We start from the raw sequence: 16182 nt of genomic DNA on the forward strand, positions 1-16182 counted from the left end.
TATGAGCATCGCAACACAATCGACCGACCCGGGCCTGATCCTGGCCCTCTCGAAAGGGCGGATCTTCGAGGACACGCTGCCGCTGTTGGCGGCGGCCGGCATCGTCGTCACCGAGAATCCGGAGACGTCGCGCAAGCTGATCCTGGCGACCAACAACCCCGACGTGCGCGTACTGATCGTGCGCGCCAGCGACGTGCCGACCTATGTCCAGCATGGCGCCGCCGACTTCGGCGTGGCCGGCAAGGACGTGCTGCTCGAGCACGGCGGCGAAGGCTTGTACCAGCCGGTCGACCTGAACATCGCCACCTGCCGCATGTCGGTGGCGGTGAACGCCGGCTTCGATTACGAGAGCGCCGTGCGCCAGGGCGCGCGCCTGCGCGTGGCGACCAAATTCGTCAACACCGCGCGCCAGCACTTCGCCAGCAAGGGCGTGCACGTCGACCTCATCAAACTGTACGGCTCGATGGAACTGGCGCCGCTGGTCGGCCTGTCCGACGCCATCGTCGACGTGGTCTCGACCGGCAATACGCTGCGCGCGAATCACCTCGTCGAGGTCGAGAAGATCATGGAGATCTCCTCGCGTCTGGTCGTCAACCAGGCCGCTTTGAAACTCAAACGCGCGCGCCTGCAACCCATCATCGAAGCCTTCGAACGCGCTTCCAAACAATCACTGCAACAAGGCTGACCATGGCTGTCCAGATCCGCACACTCGATTCCACCCACGAGGGTTTCACCCAGCAGCTGCATGCGCTGCTCGCCTTCGAGGCCGAGACCGACGACGCGATCGAAACGGCGGTGGGTAAAATCCTGGCCGATGTGAAGCGGCGCGGCGACGCCGCGGTGCTCGAGTACACCAACCGTTTCGATCGCGTCAGCGCAACCGGCATGGCCGCCTTCGACCTGTCGCAGGAGGAACTGCAGGCGGCGCTGGCCGCGCTGCCCGCAGCCCAGCGCAGTGCGCTGCAGACGGCCGCCGAACGCATCCGCGTGTTTCACGAGCGCCAGAAGCAGGAACTGAACGGTTTTACGTACACCGAAGCGGACGGCACGATCCTCGGCCAGCGCGTCACGCCGCTGGACCGGGTCGGCATCTATGTCCCCGGCGGCAAGGCCGCGTATCCGTCGTCGGTGCTGATGAACGCGATCCCGGCGCAGGTGGCCGGCGTCAAGGACATCGTGATGGTGGTGCCAACGCCCGATGGCGTCAAAAACCAGATGGTGCTGGCCGCCGCCGCGATCGCCGGCGTCACCCGCGTGATCACCATCGGCGGCGCGCAAGCCGTGGCCGCGCTGGCCTACGGCACCGAGACCATTCCCGCCGTCGATAAAATCGTCGGCCCCGGGAATGCCTATGTCGCCGCCGCCAAGCGCCGCGTGTTCGGCACGGTCGGCATCGACATGATCGCCGGCCCCTCGGAAATCCTGGTGCTGTGCGACGGCACGACCGATCCGGACTGGGTCGCCATGGATCTGTTCTCGCAGGCGGAACACGATGAGCTGGCGCAGGCGATCCTGCTGTGCCCCGACGCGGACTACATCGCGCAGGTGGAAGCGAGCATCCACAAGCTGCTGCCGACCATGCCACGCCATGAAACCATCACCACCTCGCTGACCGACCGCGGTGCGTTAATCAAAGTGCGCGACATGGCGGAGGCCTGCGCCATCGCCAATGACATCGCCGCCGAGCACCTGGAAATCTCGGCCGAGAATCCGCAGCAGTGGGCGGATCAGATCCGCCACGCGGGCGCCATGTTCCTCGGTCGCTTTTCGTCCGAGTCGCTGGGCGACTATTGCTGCGGCCCGAACCACGTGCTGCCGACCTCGCGCACGGCGCGTTTTTCTTCGCCACTGGGCGTCTACGATTTCCAGAAGCGTTCCTCGATCCTGCATGTGAGCGAGGCGGGCGCCCAGACCCTGGGCAAAGTCGCGGCCGAACTGGCCTATGGCGAAGGCTTGCAGGCGCACGCGCGCAGCGCAGAACTGCGACTGAAACAGCCGTCATGACGGACTGGGTCAACCGGGTATTCTGCGAGGATGCGCTGGCAGGACTGGCGCGCATCCCCGATGGCGCCGTTGACCTGATCCTCACCGATCCGCCCTATAACCTCGGCAAGGACTACGGCAACGGCTCCGACCAGCAAAGCGTCGAAGCCTATCTGGCCTGGACCGAGCAATGGATCGATGCCGCGCTGCCCAAGCTGAAACCCAACGGCAGCCTGTACATCTTCCTCACCTGGCGCTTCGCGCCCGAAATCTTCGTGATGCTGAAAAAGCGCATGACGATGATGAACGAGATCATCTGGGATCGGCGCGTGCCTTCGATGGGCGGCAGCGTGCGCAGCTTCAGCTCGGTGCACGACACCATCGGCTTTTTCGTCAATCGCAAGGATTACTATTTCGACCTGGACGCGGTGCGCATCCCGTACGACGCGGCGACCAAAAAGGCGCGTTCGCGCTCGATCTTCGTCGGCGCTAAATGGTTAGAGGTCGGCTACAACCCGAAAGACCTGTGGAGCGTCTCGCGCCTGCACCGCGAACATCCGGAGCGCGCCGACCACCCGACGCAGAAGCCGCTCGAGATCATCGAGCGCATGATCAAGGCTTCCTGTCCGGCGGGCGGCATCGTGCTCGATCCCTTCATGGGTAGCGGCACCACGGCGATCGCCGCGCGCCGGCTCGGGCGCCAGTACGCCGGCTTCGAGCTGAATCCGGAATACTGCGCCATCATCGACGCGCGCCTGGCCGCGCCGGAACCGCAACCCACCATCAAACAACGCAAGAGCATCGCGCGCGCGGCCAAGGCCGTGATCCGCGCCGCCAGCACCACCGAGGAACAAGCATGAGCTCCATGGACAACCTGATCGCCAACGTCATCCGCGCCGACGTGCGCGCCAACAGCGCCTATGTCGTACCGGACGCGAGCGGCTACATCAAGCTCGATGCGATGGAAAACCCCTATGAGCTGCCGGAAGCGCTGCGCCAGGAACTGGGCCAGCGCCTGGCCGACGCCGTCCTGAACCGCTATCCGGTGGCCTCGTATGCGACGCTGAAGGACAAAGTAAAAGACAAGCTCGGCGTCCCGGCCGGCTACGACGTCCTGCTCGGCAACGGCTCGGATGAATTGATCCAGATCGTGACGACCACGGTCGCCAACCAGGAACGCCGCGCCGCCGTGCTGGCGCCGGTGCCCGCCTTTGTCATGTATGCGCGCTCGGCCCAGTTCGCGGGCGCGGATTTCGTGAGCGTCAAGCTGAAGGCCGACTTCACGCTCGACATGGAAGCGATGCTGGCCGCGATCGCCCTGCACCGGCCCGCCGTCGTGTTTCTGGCCTACCCGAACAACCCGACCGGCAACCTGTTCGCGGTCGAGGACATCGAAGCCATCCTGCAGGCGCAGGGCGAGCACGGCCTGGTCGTGGTCGACGAGGCCTATCACCCCTTCGCCCGCACCACCTTCATGGATCGCCTCGGCGAGTTCGAGAACCTGATCGTGATGCGCACCGTGTCGAAGCTCGGCCTGGCCGGCATCCGCCTCGGCTACATGACGGCCGCGCCCGCGCTGCTGGACGAATTCGAGAAGGTGCGCCCGCCCTACAACGTCAACGTGCTCACGCAAGTGGCGGCCGAGTTCGTGCTGGAACACATCGACGTCCTCGACGCCCAGGCCGCCAGCATCAATGCCGAGCGCGAGAAGCTGGCCGGCGAACTGGCGGCGCTGCCGGGGGTCGAAGTATTTCCGTCGGCCGCGAATTTCATTGCGCTGCGCGTACCGGATGCGGGCGCGGTCTGCGCAAAACTCCTGGACGAGAAGGTGCTGATCAAAAATTTGAGTAAAATGCATGGATCGCTGGCCAATTGCATCCGTGTAACGGTCAGCACCCCGGAAGAAAATTCCGCATTCCTGAATGCCCTCAGGACCGCGCTCACGCCAGCGTAAGCGCCCCTGAACCGACGAGCACCTTTCATGACCCGCACCGCTGACATCACCCGCAACACCAACGAGACGCAGATCCGCGTCGCGCTCAATCTCGACGGTACCGGCCGCCAGAAACTCAATACCGGCGTGCCCTTCCTCGACCACATGCTCGACCAGATCGCGCGCCACGGCATGATCGACCTCGAGGTCGAAGCCGTCGGCGACCTGCACATCGACGCCCACCACACGGTCGAGGACACCGGCATCACGCTCGGCATGGCGATCGCAAAAGCGGTCGGCGACAAGAAGGGCATGACCCGTTATGGCCACTCCTATGTGCCGCTCGACGAGGCGCTGTCGCGCGTGGTGATCGATTTCTCGGGCCGTCCCGGCCTGGAGATGCACATCCCCTGGACGCGCGCCATGATCGGCACCTTCGACGTCGACCTGACGGGCGAATTCTTCCGCGGCTTCGTCAACCACGCCGGCGTCACCCTGCACATCGATAACCTGCGCGGCGTGAACGCGCACCACCAGTGCGAGACCGTCTTCAAGGCGTTCGGCCGCGCGCTGCGCATGGCCACCACGCTCGATGAGCGCGCCGCCGGCATCATCCCGTCCACCAAAGGCAGCCTTTAATCGGGCCTATTCAGCGATGGCAAACAAGATCGTAGTGATCGACGGCCTGGGCAACCTGCGCTCGGTGGCGCAGGCGCTGCGCGCCGCGGCGCCGGAAGCGGACATCCTGGTCTCCAGCAAAGCCGAGGACATCGACAGCGCCGACCGCATCGTGCTGCCGGGGCAGGGCGCCATGCGCGACTGCATGAACAGCCTGCGTGCCTCCGGCGCCGAGGAAGCCCTGCTGCGCGCAGTGAAAAGCCGCCCGGTGATGGGCGTCTGCGTCGGCGAGCAGATGCTGTTCGACGAGAGCGAGGAAAACGGCGGCACGCCGGGCCTGGGCCTCTTGCCCGGCAAGGTCGTGCGCTTCCAGCTCGATGGAAAGACGCAGGCCGACGGCTCGCGCTTCAAGGTGCCGCAGATGGGCTGGAACCGCGTGCGCCAGACCCGCGCCCACGCGCTCTGGGAGGGCGTCGAGGACGGCAGCTATTTCTATTTCGTGCACAGCTATTATGTCGCGCCGGAAGAGGCGAGCGACACCATCGGCGAAACCGACTACGGCGGCTTGTACACCTGCGCCGTCGCGCGCGATAACATCGTCGCCACCCAGTTCCACCCCGAAAAGAGCGCGGCCGCCGGGCTGCGTTTGTACCGCAATTTCATCCACTGGAATCCTTGAACCGAATCTTGCAAAATTCGTTCACTCCACCGTTCACTCACTGACCACGACCATGCTGCTGATCCCCGCCATCGACCTGAAAGACGGTCACTGCGTTCGCCTCCAACAGGGCGATATGGACCTTGCCACCGTCTTCTCCGAAGACCCCGCCCAAATGGCCCTGCATTGGCTGCAAAAGGGCGCGCGCCGCCTGCACCTGGTCGATCTGAACGGCGCCTTTGCCGGCAAACCGAAGAACGAGCCGGCGATCAAATCGATCCTGCAAGTGGTGCAGGAGTTCGCAGAAGACAACGGCATCGACGAGATCCCGGTGCAGCTGGGCGGCGGCATCCGCGACCTCGACACCATCGAGCGCTACCTCGACGACGGCATCACCTACATCATCGTCGGCACCGCCGCTGTGAAGAACCCGGGCTTCCTGCACGACGCCTGCGGCGCCTTCCCCGGCTCGATCATCGTCGGCCTCGATGCCAAGGACGGCAAGGTCGCCACTGACGGCTGGAGCAAGATGAGCGGCCACGAGGTCATCGACCTGGCCCAGAAATTCGAAGGCTACGGCGTCGAATCCATCATTTATACCGACATCGGCCGCGACGGCATGATGGGCGGCGTGAACATCGAAGCGACCGTGCGCCTGGCGCAAGCGGTGCGCATCCCGATCATCGCTTCCGGCGGCCTGCACAACCTGGCCGACGTCGAAGCGCTGTGCGCGGTGCAGGACGAAGGCATCGAAGGCGTGATCTGCGGCCGTTCGATCTACGAAGGCACGATCGACCTGGCTTCGGCCCAGGCCCGCGCCGACGAACTGACCGAGGGCGAACAGGCTTAATCGGCCTTGTAAATACTATGCTGGCAAAACGCATCATCCCCTGCCTCGACGTGACGGGCGGGCGCGTCGTCAAGGGCGTCAATTTCACCGAGCTGCGCGACGCCGGCGACCCGGTCGAAATCGCCCGCCGCTACGACGGCCAGGGCGCCGACGAAATTACCTTCCTCGACATTACGGCGTCCAGCGACGGCCGCGACCTGATCCTGCCGATCATCGAAGCTGTGGCCGCCACCGTCTTCATCCCGCTGACGGTGGGCGGCGGCGTGCGCAAGGTCGAGGACGTGCGGCGCTTATTGAATGCCGGCGCCGACAAGGTCAGCATGAACACCTCGGCCGTGCAGAACCCGCAGCTGGTGTTCGACGCCTCGCAGAAGCACGGCTCCCAGTGCATCGTGGTGGCGATCGACGCCAAGCAGGTCGCCCCCGGCAAATGGGAAGTGTTCACCCATGGCGGCCGGAATGCCACCGGCATGGACGCGGTGGAATGGGCGCAGCAACTTGAAAAACTGGGCGCGGGCGAACTGCTCTTGACCAGCATGGATCGCGACGGGACGAAATCCGGTTTCGACCTGGGCCTAACGCGCGCCGTCTCGGACGCGGTCGGCATTCCCGTGATCGCCTCGGGCGGCGTCGGCGGTCTGCAGGATCTGGCCGACGGCGTGCTCAAGGGGCACGCCGACGCGGTGCTGGCGGCGTCCATCTTCCACTACGGGCAGCACACGGTCGGCGAAGCGAAACGCTTCATGGCCGAACGCGGCATCCCGATGCGCCTGGAATCATAAAACATGCCCCATTCGACGAACAATGCGGCATGGCTGAAGAAGGTGCGCTGGGACGAGCACGGCCTGGTGCCGGTGATCGCCCAGGAAGCCTCCACCGGCGACATATTGATGTTCGCCTGGATGAACCGCGACGCCCTGGCGCGCACGGTGGAACTGGGCGAAGCCGTGTACTGGAGCCGCTCGCGTAAAAAGCTGTGGCACAAGGGCGAGGAATCCGGGCACACGCAAAAGGTGCTGGAGATCCGCCTCGACTGCGACGAAGACGTGGTGCTGCTGAAGATCGAGCAGGCCGGCGGCATCGCCTGCCATACCGGCCGCCATTCCTGCTTTTATCAAAAATTCGACGGCGAGGACTGGCAGGCGGTGGAACCGGTGCTGCAGGATCCGAAAACAATTTACGCGGACAAGAAAAAATCATGAGCACGACCCTGGCGCGTGTGGCGCAAACGATCGAATCGCGCAAGCCCGAACACGGCGGCGACCCGGCCACCTCGTATGTCGCCAAGCTGTTTTCCAAAGGCGACGATGCGATCCTGAAGAAGATCGGCGAGGAAGCCACCGAGACCGTGATGGCGGCGAAAGACGCGCGCGTCTCGGGCGATTCCTCCAAGCTGGTCTACGAAGTGGCCGACCTCTGGTTCCATTCGATGCTGCTGCTGGCGAAGTTCGACCTGACGCCGCAGCAGGTGCTGGACGAACTGGCGCGCCGCGAGGGACTGTCGGGCCTGGAAGAAAAGGCGGCGCGCAAGGACGCCTGAGTCCACGCCGCGTCATTGCCGCGTCATCGTTCTCATATAAGATAGTTCGGATTGCCCTGCGGTATAGTGAAGTTGCTGCAGCAACAGAGACTGGAGACAACAAGATGGATAACTGCATTTTCTGCAAGATCGCCGCGAAGCAGATCCCGGCGCAAGTCGTCTACGAAGACGAGGACGTGCTGGCATTTAAAGACATCAACCCGGCCGCGCCCGTGCATTTATTGGTGATCCCGAAGCAGCATGTCGACACCCTGTCCGACGTGACCGAGGCGCACACGGCGGTGCTCGGTAAAATGCTGGCGCTGGCACCGAAACTGGCCGCTGAACACGGCGTCGCCGTAACGCGCGGCGCCGACGGCAAACCGGGCGGCGGTTTCAAAACCCTGATCAACAGCGGGCCGAATGGCGGCCAGGAAGTCTATCACCTGCACATGCACGTGTATGGTGGCGCCCGTCCGTGGCGCGGCCTGGGAACTTGAAAGCCTTCTAAGCCTTTTCTAACCGTTATGCGCGCCTGCATGGCTTATACTGGCGCAGACGTTTCAACCAGGCTTCAACGATTGCGGGCGCCTGCGCCCACTGAGGAGATTTGATATGGGTTCGATGAGCATTTGGCACTGGGTAATCGTGCTGGTCGTGGTGGTGCTGCTGTTCGGTACCAAGAAGCTGGGCAATGTCGGTTCCGACATCGGCAAGGCCGTCAAAGGTTTTAAGGATGGCGTCAAGGGCGAGGAAGAGAAATCCGCCGCCAATCCGTCGACGCCGGTGCCGCCTAGCCAGGTCGCCGACAAATCGACGATCGACGTCGAGACCCGCGAAAAGCACCGTTCGTAATCCGGTCGCGGCCATATGATCGACCTGGGACTGTCGAAGCTCGCCATCATCGGTGTGGTGGCGCTGATCGTGATCGGCCCTGAAAAGCTGCCGAAGGTGGCGCGCATGGCCGGCACCCTGTACGGCCGCGCCCAGCGCTACCTGCACGACGTCAAGTCCGAGGTCAGCCGCGAGATCCAGCTCGACGAGCTGCGCAACCTGCAAAAAGAGGTGGCCGACAGCGCCGCCGAGTTCCAGTCGGACGTCGAGCATCACATGACGAGCAGCCTGCAGGAAGTCGAATCGGCCTGGCGCGGCGACATCCAGCCGACGGCCCCGGCGCCGACGGCCAGCATGGACAACCTCGAGCGCAAGGCCAAGGATTTCCGGCGCAAGAAGCTGGTACGTTCTTCCGCCATCCCGGCCTGGTACAAGCACCGCACCGGTGGTAAAACCCGCGTGTTGTCGGGCGCCGCGCGCGTGCGCAAGTTCCGCCCCGGCGTCAAATCCAATGTATCGTTCTTTTAAATGACAGACGAAGCGCCAGTCGAAGAAACCTTCATCTCCCACCTCGTCGAACTGCGCGACCGCCTGGTCAAGGCCATCATCGGCGTCGCCATCGTCTGCATCGGATTGTTCATCTGGCCGGGGCCGAAGGAAATCTACGACTTCCTCGCGATGCCAATGCTGCAGTCGCTGCCGCCGGGCGCCCAGATGATCGCCACCGGCGTCGTCGCGCCTTTCCTGGTGCCGATGAAGGTCACCCTGATGGCGGCCATCATCGTGGCGCTGCCCTGGGTGTTCTACCAGATGTGGGCCTTCGTCGCCCCCGGCCTGTACGCCCACGAAAAACGCCTGGTGCTGCCCCTGGTGGTGTCGTCCTCGCTGCTGTTCATCGCCGGCGTCGCCTTCTGCTATTTCTTCGTGTTCGGCCGCGTGTTCCACTTCATCGCCGAATTCGCGCCGACCTCGATCGCCGTCATGCCGGACATCGAGAATTACCTCGATTTCGTGATGTCGATGTGCCTCGCCTTCGGCGCCACCTTCGAGGTGCCGGTGGTGGTCGTGATCCTGGTGCGCATGGGCATCGTCAGCATCGAGAAGCTGAAATCGATCCGCCCTTACCTGATCGTCGGCGCCTTCGTCATCGCGGCCATCGTCACGCCGCCGGACGTGGTCAGCCAGCTGGCGCTGGCCATCCCGATGTGTCTGCTGTTCGAACTGGGCTTATTGGTCGCTCCGATGTTCGTGCGGATGACGCGCGCGCCGGAAGAGACCGCATGAATGTAGGGTGGGCTCTCGAGCCCACCCTACGTATCGCAAGTCGCTACTTGCCCGGCTTTAAGCCTCGCACGTATTCCATTACTTCGCTCTCGCGCCCCGCAGCCACCCGTTGCGCCGGCGTCTCGCCCTCGAATGCCGCCAGCGGCGCCTCCATCCAGCTGCTCGCCGCCTCGTCACTGCCCAGCACCCCGCGCACGGCGTGCATGACCGTGTAATACGCCTGCGCCTTGCGCGACTGTTGCTGGAAACGGGCCTGCAGCGCCGCCAGGGCGCCGGAAGTCAATGGTTCATCCTGGTTCATAAAAATCCTGTGCAAAAAAACATCATCGTGCGGAAATTCTGTAAGTACAAGGTAACGCGTTGATATAATTTCGTTTTTACAATTTTGCTCAAGCGTTAACGCATTATCCGCTTGTGCTCTATTGTCGCCGGTTTTCTCAGCTACCTAAGGAACACTATGAAACGTCCAGGATCCCGCCTGTCGCTCCCTACTTGCCGCACGCTGATGTGCATGGCCGTCGCCGCCGCCTTCCCGCTGCAGGCGCTGGCCCAGGAAACGCCCGCGGCCCAGCCGGCACAGGAGGCGGCACCCCAGCCGGCCCAGCCGGCAGCCCAGACCGGGCAGCGTCTGGACGTGGTCATCGTGACGGCCCAGCGCCGCGCCGAAAACATCAGGGACGTGCCAATGGCGATCACCACGCTCAGCGGCGACCGCCTGGAAGCGGTGACGGCCGGCGGCCAGGACATCCGCTTCCTGGCCAGCCGCTCGCCCAGCCTGAACGTCGAATCCGATTACGGCCGTTCCTTCCCGCGCTTTTATATCCGCGGCCAGGGCAATACCGACTTCGACCTGAACGCTTCGCAGCCGGTCGGCCTGGTGGTCGACGACATCGTGCAGGAAAGCCCGATGTTGAAAGGTTTTCCTGTCTTCGACGTCGAGCAGGTCGAGGTGCTGCGCGGCCCGCAGGGCACCCTGTTCGGCCGTAACTCGCCGGCCGGCGTCATCAAGTTCGATTCGGTGCGCCCGGTGCTGGGCAAGACCGAAGGTTACGTCACGGCCGGCGTCGGCAACTACGGCGCGATGAACGTCGAGGGCGCCTTCAATCTGCCGCTGGGCGAGACGGTGGCCGCGCGCGCCTCCATCCAGACCCAGAACCGCGACAACCGCGTCTTCAACGCGCGCCCGACCGGCACCCGCGCCTTCGAGGGCTACAGCGACAATGCCGGCCGCTTCCAGCTGCTGGTGCAGCCGCATAAAGGCTTCAGCGCCCTGTTCAACTTCCATGCGCGCGACCTGGACAACAACGCCACCCTGTTCCGCGCGAATATCATCAAGAAGGGCACGAGCGACCTGGTCGACGGTTTCGACTACGAGCGCTATCCGACCGACGGCGTCAACGTGCAAACCCTGAAAACCCATGGCGCCAACATGCGCCTGCGCTGGAACCTGGATCGCGTGACCCTGCACTCGATCACCGGCTACGAGACGGCCGAGTTCTACAGCCGCGCCGACGTCGATGGCGGCTATGGCGCCGTGTACGCGCAGCCGATGGGCCCGGGCTTCATTCCCTTCGTCGTTGAGACGGCCGACCTGCTGCCCGACCACAAGCAGCTGACCCAGGAATTCCGCGCCGAGTCGAACGTGCCGGGCCCGCTGCAATGGATCGGCGGCCTGTTCTTCTTCAAGGAAGACATCCGCATCGACAGCATCAGCTTCGATTCGCTGGCGCCGGGCAATCCGCAAAATCCGTTCTACGCCACCCAGAACCAGGACACGAAATCCTGGGCCGCCTTCGGTTCGCTGAATTACACGGTGTCCGAGCAGCTCAAACTGCGCGCCGGCCTGCGCTACACGAGCGATAAAAAAGACTTCTCGGCGCGCCGCGTCGAGGCGACCACCGCCGGCCCCTTCGTCATCAACAACGAGTCGAACAACGTCAGTTGGGACGTGAGCGGCACCTATGCGCTCAACCCGTCGACGAACCTGTTCGCGCGCATCGCCACCGGCTACCGCGCCCCGAGCATGCAGGGCCGCCTGAACGGCCTGGCCGACCGCCCGTCCTTCGCCGACGCCGAAAAAGCCCTGTCCTACGAGGCCGGCATCAAGCAGGATCTGTTCGACCGCCGCGCGCGCATCTCGGCCAGCGTGTTCCAGTACACGGTGGACGACAAGCAGCTCACCGCCGGCAGCGGCGTGATCAACATGAACCAGCTGATCAACGCCGACAAGGTCACCGGCCGCGGCGTCGAGCTCGACCTGCAGGCCGTGCTGAGCGACTCGCTGCGCATGACCCTGGGCGCGAGCTACAACGATACCGAGATCAAGGACGGCTCGCTGTTCGTCCAGCAGTGCGGCAACTTCGCCAACACGGGCGGTCTGGCCGGCTGCACGGTGGTCGATCCGGCCGGCCCCTTCCCGGGCACGGTGCGCATCGACGGCAACCCGATGCCGCGCGCGCCGAAGTGGCAGGGTAACTTCACCTTGCGTTACACCGTCCCGGTAGGCAACGGCGACTTCTTCGCCTACACCGACTGGTCGTACCGCAGCACCTACAACATGTTCTTGTACGAGGCGCGCGAATACAAGGCCAAGTCGCTGGTCGAAGGCGGCCTGCGCCTGGGCTACCGCTGGGGCGAGGGCAAGTACGAAGTGGCCGCCTTTGCACGCAACATCACCGACAAGGTGCAAGTGGTGGGCGCGATCGACTTCAACAACCTGACCGGCATCCTGAACGAACCGCGCACCCTGGGCGCCCAGTTCAAGGTCAATTTCTAAGTCCGACGCTGGAAAAATCAAAGCCGGCCCGATCTGCATCGGGCCGGCTTTTTCTATCGCTGCTTCAAACGTCGATCAGGTGCCGGTGCACTGCGGCAGCGAGCGGCGCGTGTTCAGCAGGGTGGCGCTGTCGCCTTCGGACGGGGTGTTGTTGGTGAACTTGCAACCGTACTTCGGATCGGCCACCACCGCCGGCGTCAGCACGTCGTCGCCTTCCGGTTTGACGCCCTGCTGTTCCCATTTGACCATCGCATCGAAGGCGGCGGCCTGCTCGGCGATCGTGAAATCGCAGTGGCTGATGCCGCGGATCGCGCGCTGCACCAGCAAGCCCGCCGTGCCGGCCGCATCGGCGCGGCGCTTGTAGATCTGCTCCATGCTGAAGGGGACGTACATGTCGCCCAGGGTGTGGATCGTCACGACCGGCACCTTGATCTGCGCGTTCGTCTTCGGAATCCAGCGCAGGCCGTCGCGGCGCAGGCGGTTCGCCTCGGGCGAGCCCGGGACGCGGAAGATGGTGGCGTTATAGGCCTGCTCCTCTGCGCTCAGGGCCGGATTGGCGTCGAGCTGGTAGACGATGTCCTTGGTCGAGACCAGGTCTTCGCTCAGGATGCCGTTGACCTTGCCGTCGCGGCCGAAGGTGCCCCAGACAGTGGCCTGCAGCGGGCTGGCGTAGGCGAAGTCGAACAGCGGACGCGGGCCGCCGGTCAGGTTCTGCACGATCTGCTTCAGACGCATGCCCTGCGCCGTCGGCACGGCCGCGCCGTTCGGGGTGCCGCCCGGGAAGCTGGAGAACAGCTTGGCCTGCACCTGCGGCCCGACGGTCGCCCAGTTCGCGACCGGCCAGCTCGTCGCCGGCGTGCCCGCTTCGACCATGGCGGCGGCCTGGTAGGCGGCGAAATAATCGAACAGCTCCGTGTCGCCCAGCACACCGCACATCGGCACGGCGCCGTTGTAGCGGATGCGGTTGTTGGCGGTGGCGATGTTTTCCTCGTCGACGGCGGCGGCCGAGATGTGCCCGCCCATCGACACGCCCGTGATATAGGTCTTGATCGGCGCGCTCAGGGTGCGGCCGTTCTGGCGCGCGATGCCGACAAAGGCGATCGCCAGCGCGTTGGTGTCTTCGACGCCGGCGCGCACGTCGTAGTAATTCTTGCTGTAGCTGGACGCAGCCCAGGCATAGCCCTGGCTGATCAGGTGACGGCGGATCGCCGGCGGCGATACCGACAGGGTCGATCCTTCGCCCGCATAGCCGTGCGCGTACATCACCAGCATGCCGTTCCAGTTTTTCGGCACTTCGATCTGGTAGCTGGCGTTGTTCAGCACGCCCGTCCAGCGGTCGGTGTCGGGCGCGCCGCTCAGCGGCGCCAGCGCCGGCAGGGTGGCCAGGGTCGAGAAGGTGCGCGCGTCCTGGGCACGGGTCGGTTCCGGCGTTACCGTCAGGGGAACCGGGGTGACTACCGCTTGCGGCGGACGCGGCGGCGTGTCGTTGTCGCCGCCGCAGGCGGTCAAGGCGAGCGTTGCCAGCAAGGGCGGAATCAAGCGACCTGACGCGAACATACCGAGCTGCTTTTTCATCGAAATGTCTCCATAAATTATTGTTTTGCACAGCGAAACCAGAGTCCGCTTGGCGGTTTTCATTCTAGAGTTAAACGGAAAACAATGTAAGCGCGGCATGATGGCGTGACGCTGCCGCAACGTCCGTATGGATGGCACGAAATGCGGGCGAAAAAAAACCGGGGCTCAGCCCCGGCAAAGTCCTGCACCTGACGGATGATGGACGCGCCCCTTAAGGGCAGTTACCAATCACGTAGTAGCCGGCCGCGGTCTGCGCCAGCGTGGTCGTGTAAAAGGTATTGTTCAGGCCCATGTTCTGGTTCGAACCGTTGGCCAGCGCATAGCCGCCGCTATTGTGGGCGCGGCCGGCCGTCACGTGGGCGTAGTTGCTGGCGGTGGTCGTGCTGCAGACAAAGCCGGAACCCGTGCTGGCGCTGATGCTCGCCGAGCGCGCGCTCTCGACGCCGCCGTTGCCGAGCGCCGAGACCTGGTAGCTGTAGCCCGTCGCCGCCGCCAGGCCGGTATCGGTGTAGGCGGTGGCGGTAATGGCCGCGCCGTTCACCTTGCTGCCGTTGCGGTAGACGTTGTAGCCGACGGCGCCGTTCGAGGCGTTCCAGCTGAGGGCGATGCTGCTGGCCGTGCGCGTGCCGGCGGCCAAGCCGCCTGGCGGCTGCAGGGCCGGGGCGCTGCCGACCAGGAACTGGGCGATGTTGCAGGCGTTCGAAGTCAAGCCGGTGCCGCTGTCGGTGGCCGTCACGCTGCCGCTGTAGTAACCGTCAACGCGCGCTGTGTAGGCTTTGCTGAAGCTGGCGCCGCTGCCGGCGGCCGCGTCATCCACCGGCGTCGGGCCATTGAGCACCACCTTGTAGCTGCCGATGCTGCCGCTGGCCGCGCCGTTCACCGTGATGGTGGAGCCGGACACGCTGGCGCTGCACGAGGTCATCGCCGGCGGCGCCGCGCGCGCGACGCGCAGGTTGTTCTTGAACCAGAAGTCCATCACGAAGGCCGGATAGTTCACCTTGCTGGCGTCGACGAAATTCGTGCTCTGGCCACCGCTGCCGGCCGGCCAGGCGTGGCCCATGCCGGTGACGGTAATCTCCGAGGTACGCAGTTTGCCGTTGGCGTCCGTATAGGGGATGTTGCTGCCGCCGGTCGGCACGCTGACCGCTGCGCCTTTGGTGAAGCTGCCGCCATAGGCGAGGCGCATCGCCGCCGCGTCGAGCGGGCCATAGGCCTGCGCCACCGTGTAGTCGTTGGTGCCCCAGATCACGCCGGCCACCTGGGTCGCAAATTGGGAAACGTTGGATCCGGCCAGGTTTTTGCAGTTGTTGGCGGCGGTGCTGGCCGTGTACCCGGAGGGAACGGCGCCGATCTGCAGCGTGCTCACGCCCGGCGGCGGCGCCGCGTTGATGCCGACGCCGGCAAAGATGTCGGGCGCGAGGCAACCCATCACCATGGTCTGGGCGCCGCCCGAAGACAGGCCGGCAATATAAATCTGCTTCGGATCGATCGCATACTGCGGGTTGTTCACGAAGCGGTTGACCAGATCGAGCAGCACGCCCGAGTGCCCGGTCGTGCGGCTGTGGGTGCTCTTCGCCCAGTCCCAGCAGTGCGAGCCGTACAGGTTGCCGGTGGCGTTGGGCGCGACGATCACGGCGCCGTACTGGTCGGCCACGCCTTTCCAGTTGTAGCCGCGGTCGGAGGTCGAATCGATGACGTCGCCGGCCGCCGTTTGCGAGCAGCCGTGCAGCACCAGCACCAGCGCGCGCTTGCCGGCGAGGGCGGGCGCGCTGGCGGGCCAATAATAATAGCCGGTGAGGGCGCCGCCGTTGACGGTGTCGCTGGCCCAGGTCTGGTTGCCGCTCCAGGTGCCGGGGCCGGCCTGCACCTGGGCCTGGGCGCCGGCCCAGGGGAGCAATGCGGCGAGCAGAACGGCTTGGCGGGCCGCCGTCGAAAGGGAAAATGCCATGGTCAGTCTCCGTTGCGTGAAGCACGTTGATCAGCCCGGACGCGAGGACGCGACAGCGTCACAGGAGTGCGCCGGGTTTGAGTGACACGGAAAAGCAGGCAGCCGCGCGCAGCTGTGGAACTACGCGCTAGGAGGCGGGCGAAGGAAGGGTGAACATGGCTGGTCTCCGGCTGTCGTTATCGTTTTAGCGCGGCCATATCGAAT

18 protein-coding genes are annotated in these 16182 nt (G+C 64.6%); 15 read left to right on the forward strand and 3 right to left on the reverse strand.

Going from position 1 to position 16182, the window contains the following annotated elements:
* The first annotated feature begins 1 nt into the window (after position 1).
* The 14 genes from hisG (at position 2) to tatC (ending at position 9679) form a co-directional block, all read left to right on the forward strand.
* Entirely contained in the window at positions 2-685 is a 684-nt protein-coding gene (gene hisG, locus ASF77_RS15285; protein WP_056341016.1) for an ATP phosphoribosyltransferase, read from the forward strand.
* Between the two features lie 2 nt (positions 686-687).
* Positions 688-2004, forward strand: coding sequence for a histidinol dehydrogenase (gene hisD / locus ASF77_RS15290; RefSeq protein ID WP_056341018.1), 1317 nt, complete (start codon positions 688-690; stop codon positions 2002-2004).
* Entirely contained in the window at positions 2001-2843 is an 843-nt protein-coding gene (locus ASF77_RS15295) for a site-specific DNA-methyltransferase (RefSeq protein ID WP_056341020.1), read from the forward strand. Before hisD ends, ASF77_RS15295 begins: the two co-directional genes overlap by 4 nt.
* Positions 2840-3937 carry a histidinol-phosphate transaminase gene (hisC, locus tag ASF77_RS15300; protein ID WP_056341022.1) on the forward strand — a complete coding sequence of 366 codons (1098 nt, stop codon included), beginning with the start codon at positions 2840-2842 and terminating at the stop codon, positions 3935-3937. The genes ASF77_RS15295 and hisC overlap by 4 nt, the downstream gene beginning before the upstream one ends.
* Before the next feature lie 27 nt (positions 3938-3964).
* A complete protein-coding gene (hisB, locus tag ASF77_RS15305; protein ID WP_056341024.1) occupies positions 3965-4555 on the forward strand; it encodes an imidazoleglycerol-phosphate dehydratase HisB in 591 nt (196 codons plus the stop codon).
* Between the two features lie 16 nt (positions 4556-4571).
* Complete coding sequence (hisH, locus tag ASF77_RS15310; RefSeq protein ID WP_056341026.1) at positions 4572-5213, forward strand: imidazole glycerol phosphate synthase subunit HisH; 642 nt, start codon at positions 4572-4574, stop codon at positions 5211-5213.
* Between the two features lie 52 nt (positions 5214-5265).
* The gene (hisA, locus tag ASF77_RS15315) at positions 5266-6042 is read left to right on the forward strand and encodes a 1-(5-phosphoribosyl)-5-[(5-phosphoribosylamino)methylideneamino]imidazole-4-carboxamide isomerase (RefSeq protein WP_056341028.1); all 777 of its coding nucleotides are present in this window, start codon (positions 5266-5268) and stop codon (positions 6040-6042) included.
* Positions 6043-6059: 17 nt separating this feature from the next.
* Complete coding sequence (gene hisF, locus ASF77_RS15320; RefSeq protein WP_056341029.1) at positions 6060-6824, forward strand: imidazole glycerol phosphate synthase subunit HisF; 765 nt, start codon at positions 6060-6062, stop codon at positions 6822-6824.
* Positions 6825-6827: 3 nt separating this feature from the next.
* Positions 6828-7244, forward strand: coding sequence for a phosphoribosyl-AMP cyclohydrolase (gene hisI, locus ASF77_RS15325; RefSeq protein ID WP_056341031.1), 417 nt, complete (start codon positions 6828-6830; stop codon positions 7242-7244).
* Entirely contained in the window at positions 7241-7582 is a 342-nt protein-coding gene (locus tag ASF77_RS15330) for a phosphoribosyl-ATP diphosphatase (protein ID WP_056341034.1), read from the forward strand. Before hisI ends, ASF77_RS15330 begins: the two co-directional genes overlap by 4 nt.
* Positions 7583-7686: 104 nt before the next feature.
* A complete protein-coding gene (locus ASF77_RS15335; protein WP_056341036.1) occupies positions 7687-8061 on the forward strand; it encodes a histidine triad nucleotide-binding protein in 375 nt (124 codons plus the stop codon).
* A gap of 115 nt (positions 8062-8176) precedes the next feature.
* Positions 8177-8416: a Sec-independent protein translocase subunit TatA gene (tatA, locus tag ASF77_RS15340; RefSeq protein ID WP_056341039.1), complete on the forward strand. Its 240-nt coding sequence runs from the start codon at positions 8177-8179 to the stop codon at positions 8414-8416.
* 15 nt (positions 8417-8431) lie between these two features.
* Entirely contained in the window at positions 8432-8923 is a 492-nt protein-coding gene (gene tatB, locus ASF77_RS15345; protein ID WP_056341041.1) for a Sec-independent protein translocase protein TatB, read from the forward strand.
* On the forward strand, positions 8924-9679 hold the full coding sequence (gene tatC, locus ASF77_RS15350; protein ID WP_056341043.1) for a twin-arginine translocase subunit TatC: 756 nt from the start codon (positions 8924-8926) through the stop codon (positions 9677-9679).
* Positions 9680-9722: 43 nt separating this feature from the next.
* Here tatC and ASF77_RS15355 read toward each other — a convergent pair whose 3' ends face one another.
* Positions 9723-9980: an antitoxin Xre/MbcA/ParS toxin-binding domain-containing protein gene (locus tag ASF77_RS15355; protein ID WP_056341045.1), complete on the reverse strand. Its 258-nt coding sequence runs from the start codon at positions 9978-9980 to the stop codon at positions 9723-9725.
* Between the two features lie 156 nt (positions 9981-10136).
* On the opposite strand from ASF77_RS15355, the gene ASF77_RS15360 reads away from it, so the two are divergent.
* Positions 10137-12455 (forward strand): TonB-dependent receptor, encoded by a 2319-nt coding sequence (locus ASF77_RS15360; protein WP_056341047.1) that lies wholly within the window; start codon positions 10137-10139, stop codon positions 12453-12455.
* A 75-nt stretch (positions 12456-12530) separates the two neighbouring features.
* On the opposite strand, the gene ASF77_RS15365 is transcribed toward ASF77_RS15360, so the two are convergent.
* Both ASF77_RS15365 and ASF77_RS15370 read right to left on the reverse strand, forming a co-directional pair.
* Entirely contained in the window at positions 12531-14030 is a 1500-nt protein-coding gene (locus tag ASF77_RS15365; RefSeq protein WP_229445456.1) for an alpha/beta hydrolase, read from the reverse strand.
* Positions 14031-14241: 211 nt separating this feature from the next.
* On the reverse strand, positions 14242-15978 hold the full coding sequence (locus tag ASF77_RS15370) for a PHB depolymerase family esterase (RefSeq protein WP_056341049.1): 1737 nt from the start codon (positions 15976-15978) through the stop codon (positions 14242-14244).
* Between the last annotated feature and the right edge of the window lie 204 nt (positions 15979-16182).

Source organism: Massilia sp. Leaf139, from assembly GCF_001424165.1.
Taxonomy (GTDB): Bacteria; Pseudomonadota; Gammaproteobacteria; order Burkholderiales; family Burkholderiaceae_D; genus Telluria.

Excerpts from the sequence above, each read along its gene's own strand:
- ASF77_RS15330 (WP_056341034.1), top strand. The coding sequence starts at position 7,241 with ATGAGCACGACCCTGGCGCGTGTGGCGCAAACGATCGAATCGCGCAAG.
- ASF77_RS15295 (WP_056341020.1), top strand. The coding sequence starts at position 2,001 with ATGACGGACTGGGTCAACCGGGTATTCTGCGAGGATGCGCTGGCAGGA.
- hisD (WP_056341018.1), top strand. The coding sequence starts at position 688 with ATGGCTGTCCAGATCCGCACACTCGATTCCACCCACGAGGGTTTCACC.
- tatC (WP_056341043.1), top strand. The coding sequence starts at position 8,924 with ATGACAGACGAAGCGCCAGTCGAAGAAACCTTCATCTCCCACCTCGTC.
- tatA (WP_056341039.1), top strand. The coding sequence starts at position 8,177 with ATGGGTTCGATGAGCATTTGGCACTGGGTAATCGTGCTGGTCGTGGTG.
- hisB (WP_056341024.1), top strand. The coding sequence starts at position 3,965 with ATGACCCGCACCGCTGACATCACCCGCAACACCAACGAGACGCAGATC.
- ASF77_RS15355 (WP_056341045.1), bottom strand. The coding sequence starts at position 9,980 with ATGAACCAGGATGAACCATTGACTTCCGGCGCCCTGGCGGCGCTGCAG.
- hisF (WP_056341029.1), top strand. The coding sequence starts at position 6,060 with ATGCTGGCAAAACGCATCATCCCCTGCCTCGACGTGACGGGCGGGCGC.
- ASF77_RS15360 (WP_056341047.1), top strand. The coding sequence starts at position 10,137 with ATGAAACGTCCAGGATCCCGCCTGTCGCTCCCTACTTGCCGCACGCTG.
- hisA (WP_056341028.1), top strand. The coding sequence starts at position 5,266 with ATGCTGCTGATCCCCGCCATCGACCTGAAAGACGGTCACTGCGTTCGC.
- ASF77_RS15370 (WP_056341049.1), bottom strand. The coding sequence starts at position 15,978 with ATGGCATTTTCCCTTTCGACGGCGGCCCGCCAAGCCGTTCTGCTCGCC.
- hisH (WP_056341026.1), top strand. The coding sequence starts at position 4,572 with ATGGCAAACAAGATCGTAGTGATCGACGGCCTGGGCAACCTGCGCTCG.
- hisC (WP_056341022.1), top strand. The coding sequence starts at position 2,840 with ATGAGCTCCATGGACAACCTGATCGCCAACGTCATCCGCGCCGACGTG.
- tatB (WP_056341041.1), top strand. The coding sequence starts at position 8,432 with ATGATCGACCTGGGACTGTCGAAGCTCGCCATCATCGGTGTGGTGGCG.
- ASF77_RS15335 (WP_056341036.1), top strand. The coding sequence starts at position 7,687 with ATGGATAACTGCATTTTCTGCAAGATCGCCGCGAAGCAGATCCCGGCG.
- hisI (WP_056341031.1), top strand. The coding sequence starts at position 6,828 with ATGCCCCATTCGACGAACAATGCGGCATGGCTGAAGAAGGTGCGCTGG.
- ASF77_RS15365 (WP_229445456.1), bottom strand. The coding sequence starts at position 14,030 with ATGAAAAAGCAGCTCGGTATGTTCGCGTCAGGTCGCTTGATTCCGCCC.
- hisG (WP_056341016.1), top strand. The coding sequence starts at position 2 with ATGAGCATCGCAACACAATCGACCGACCCGGGCCTGATCCTGGCCCTC.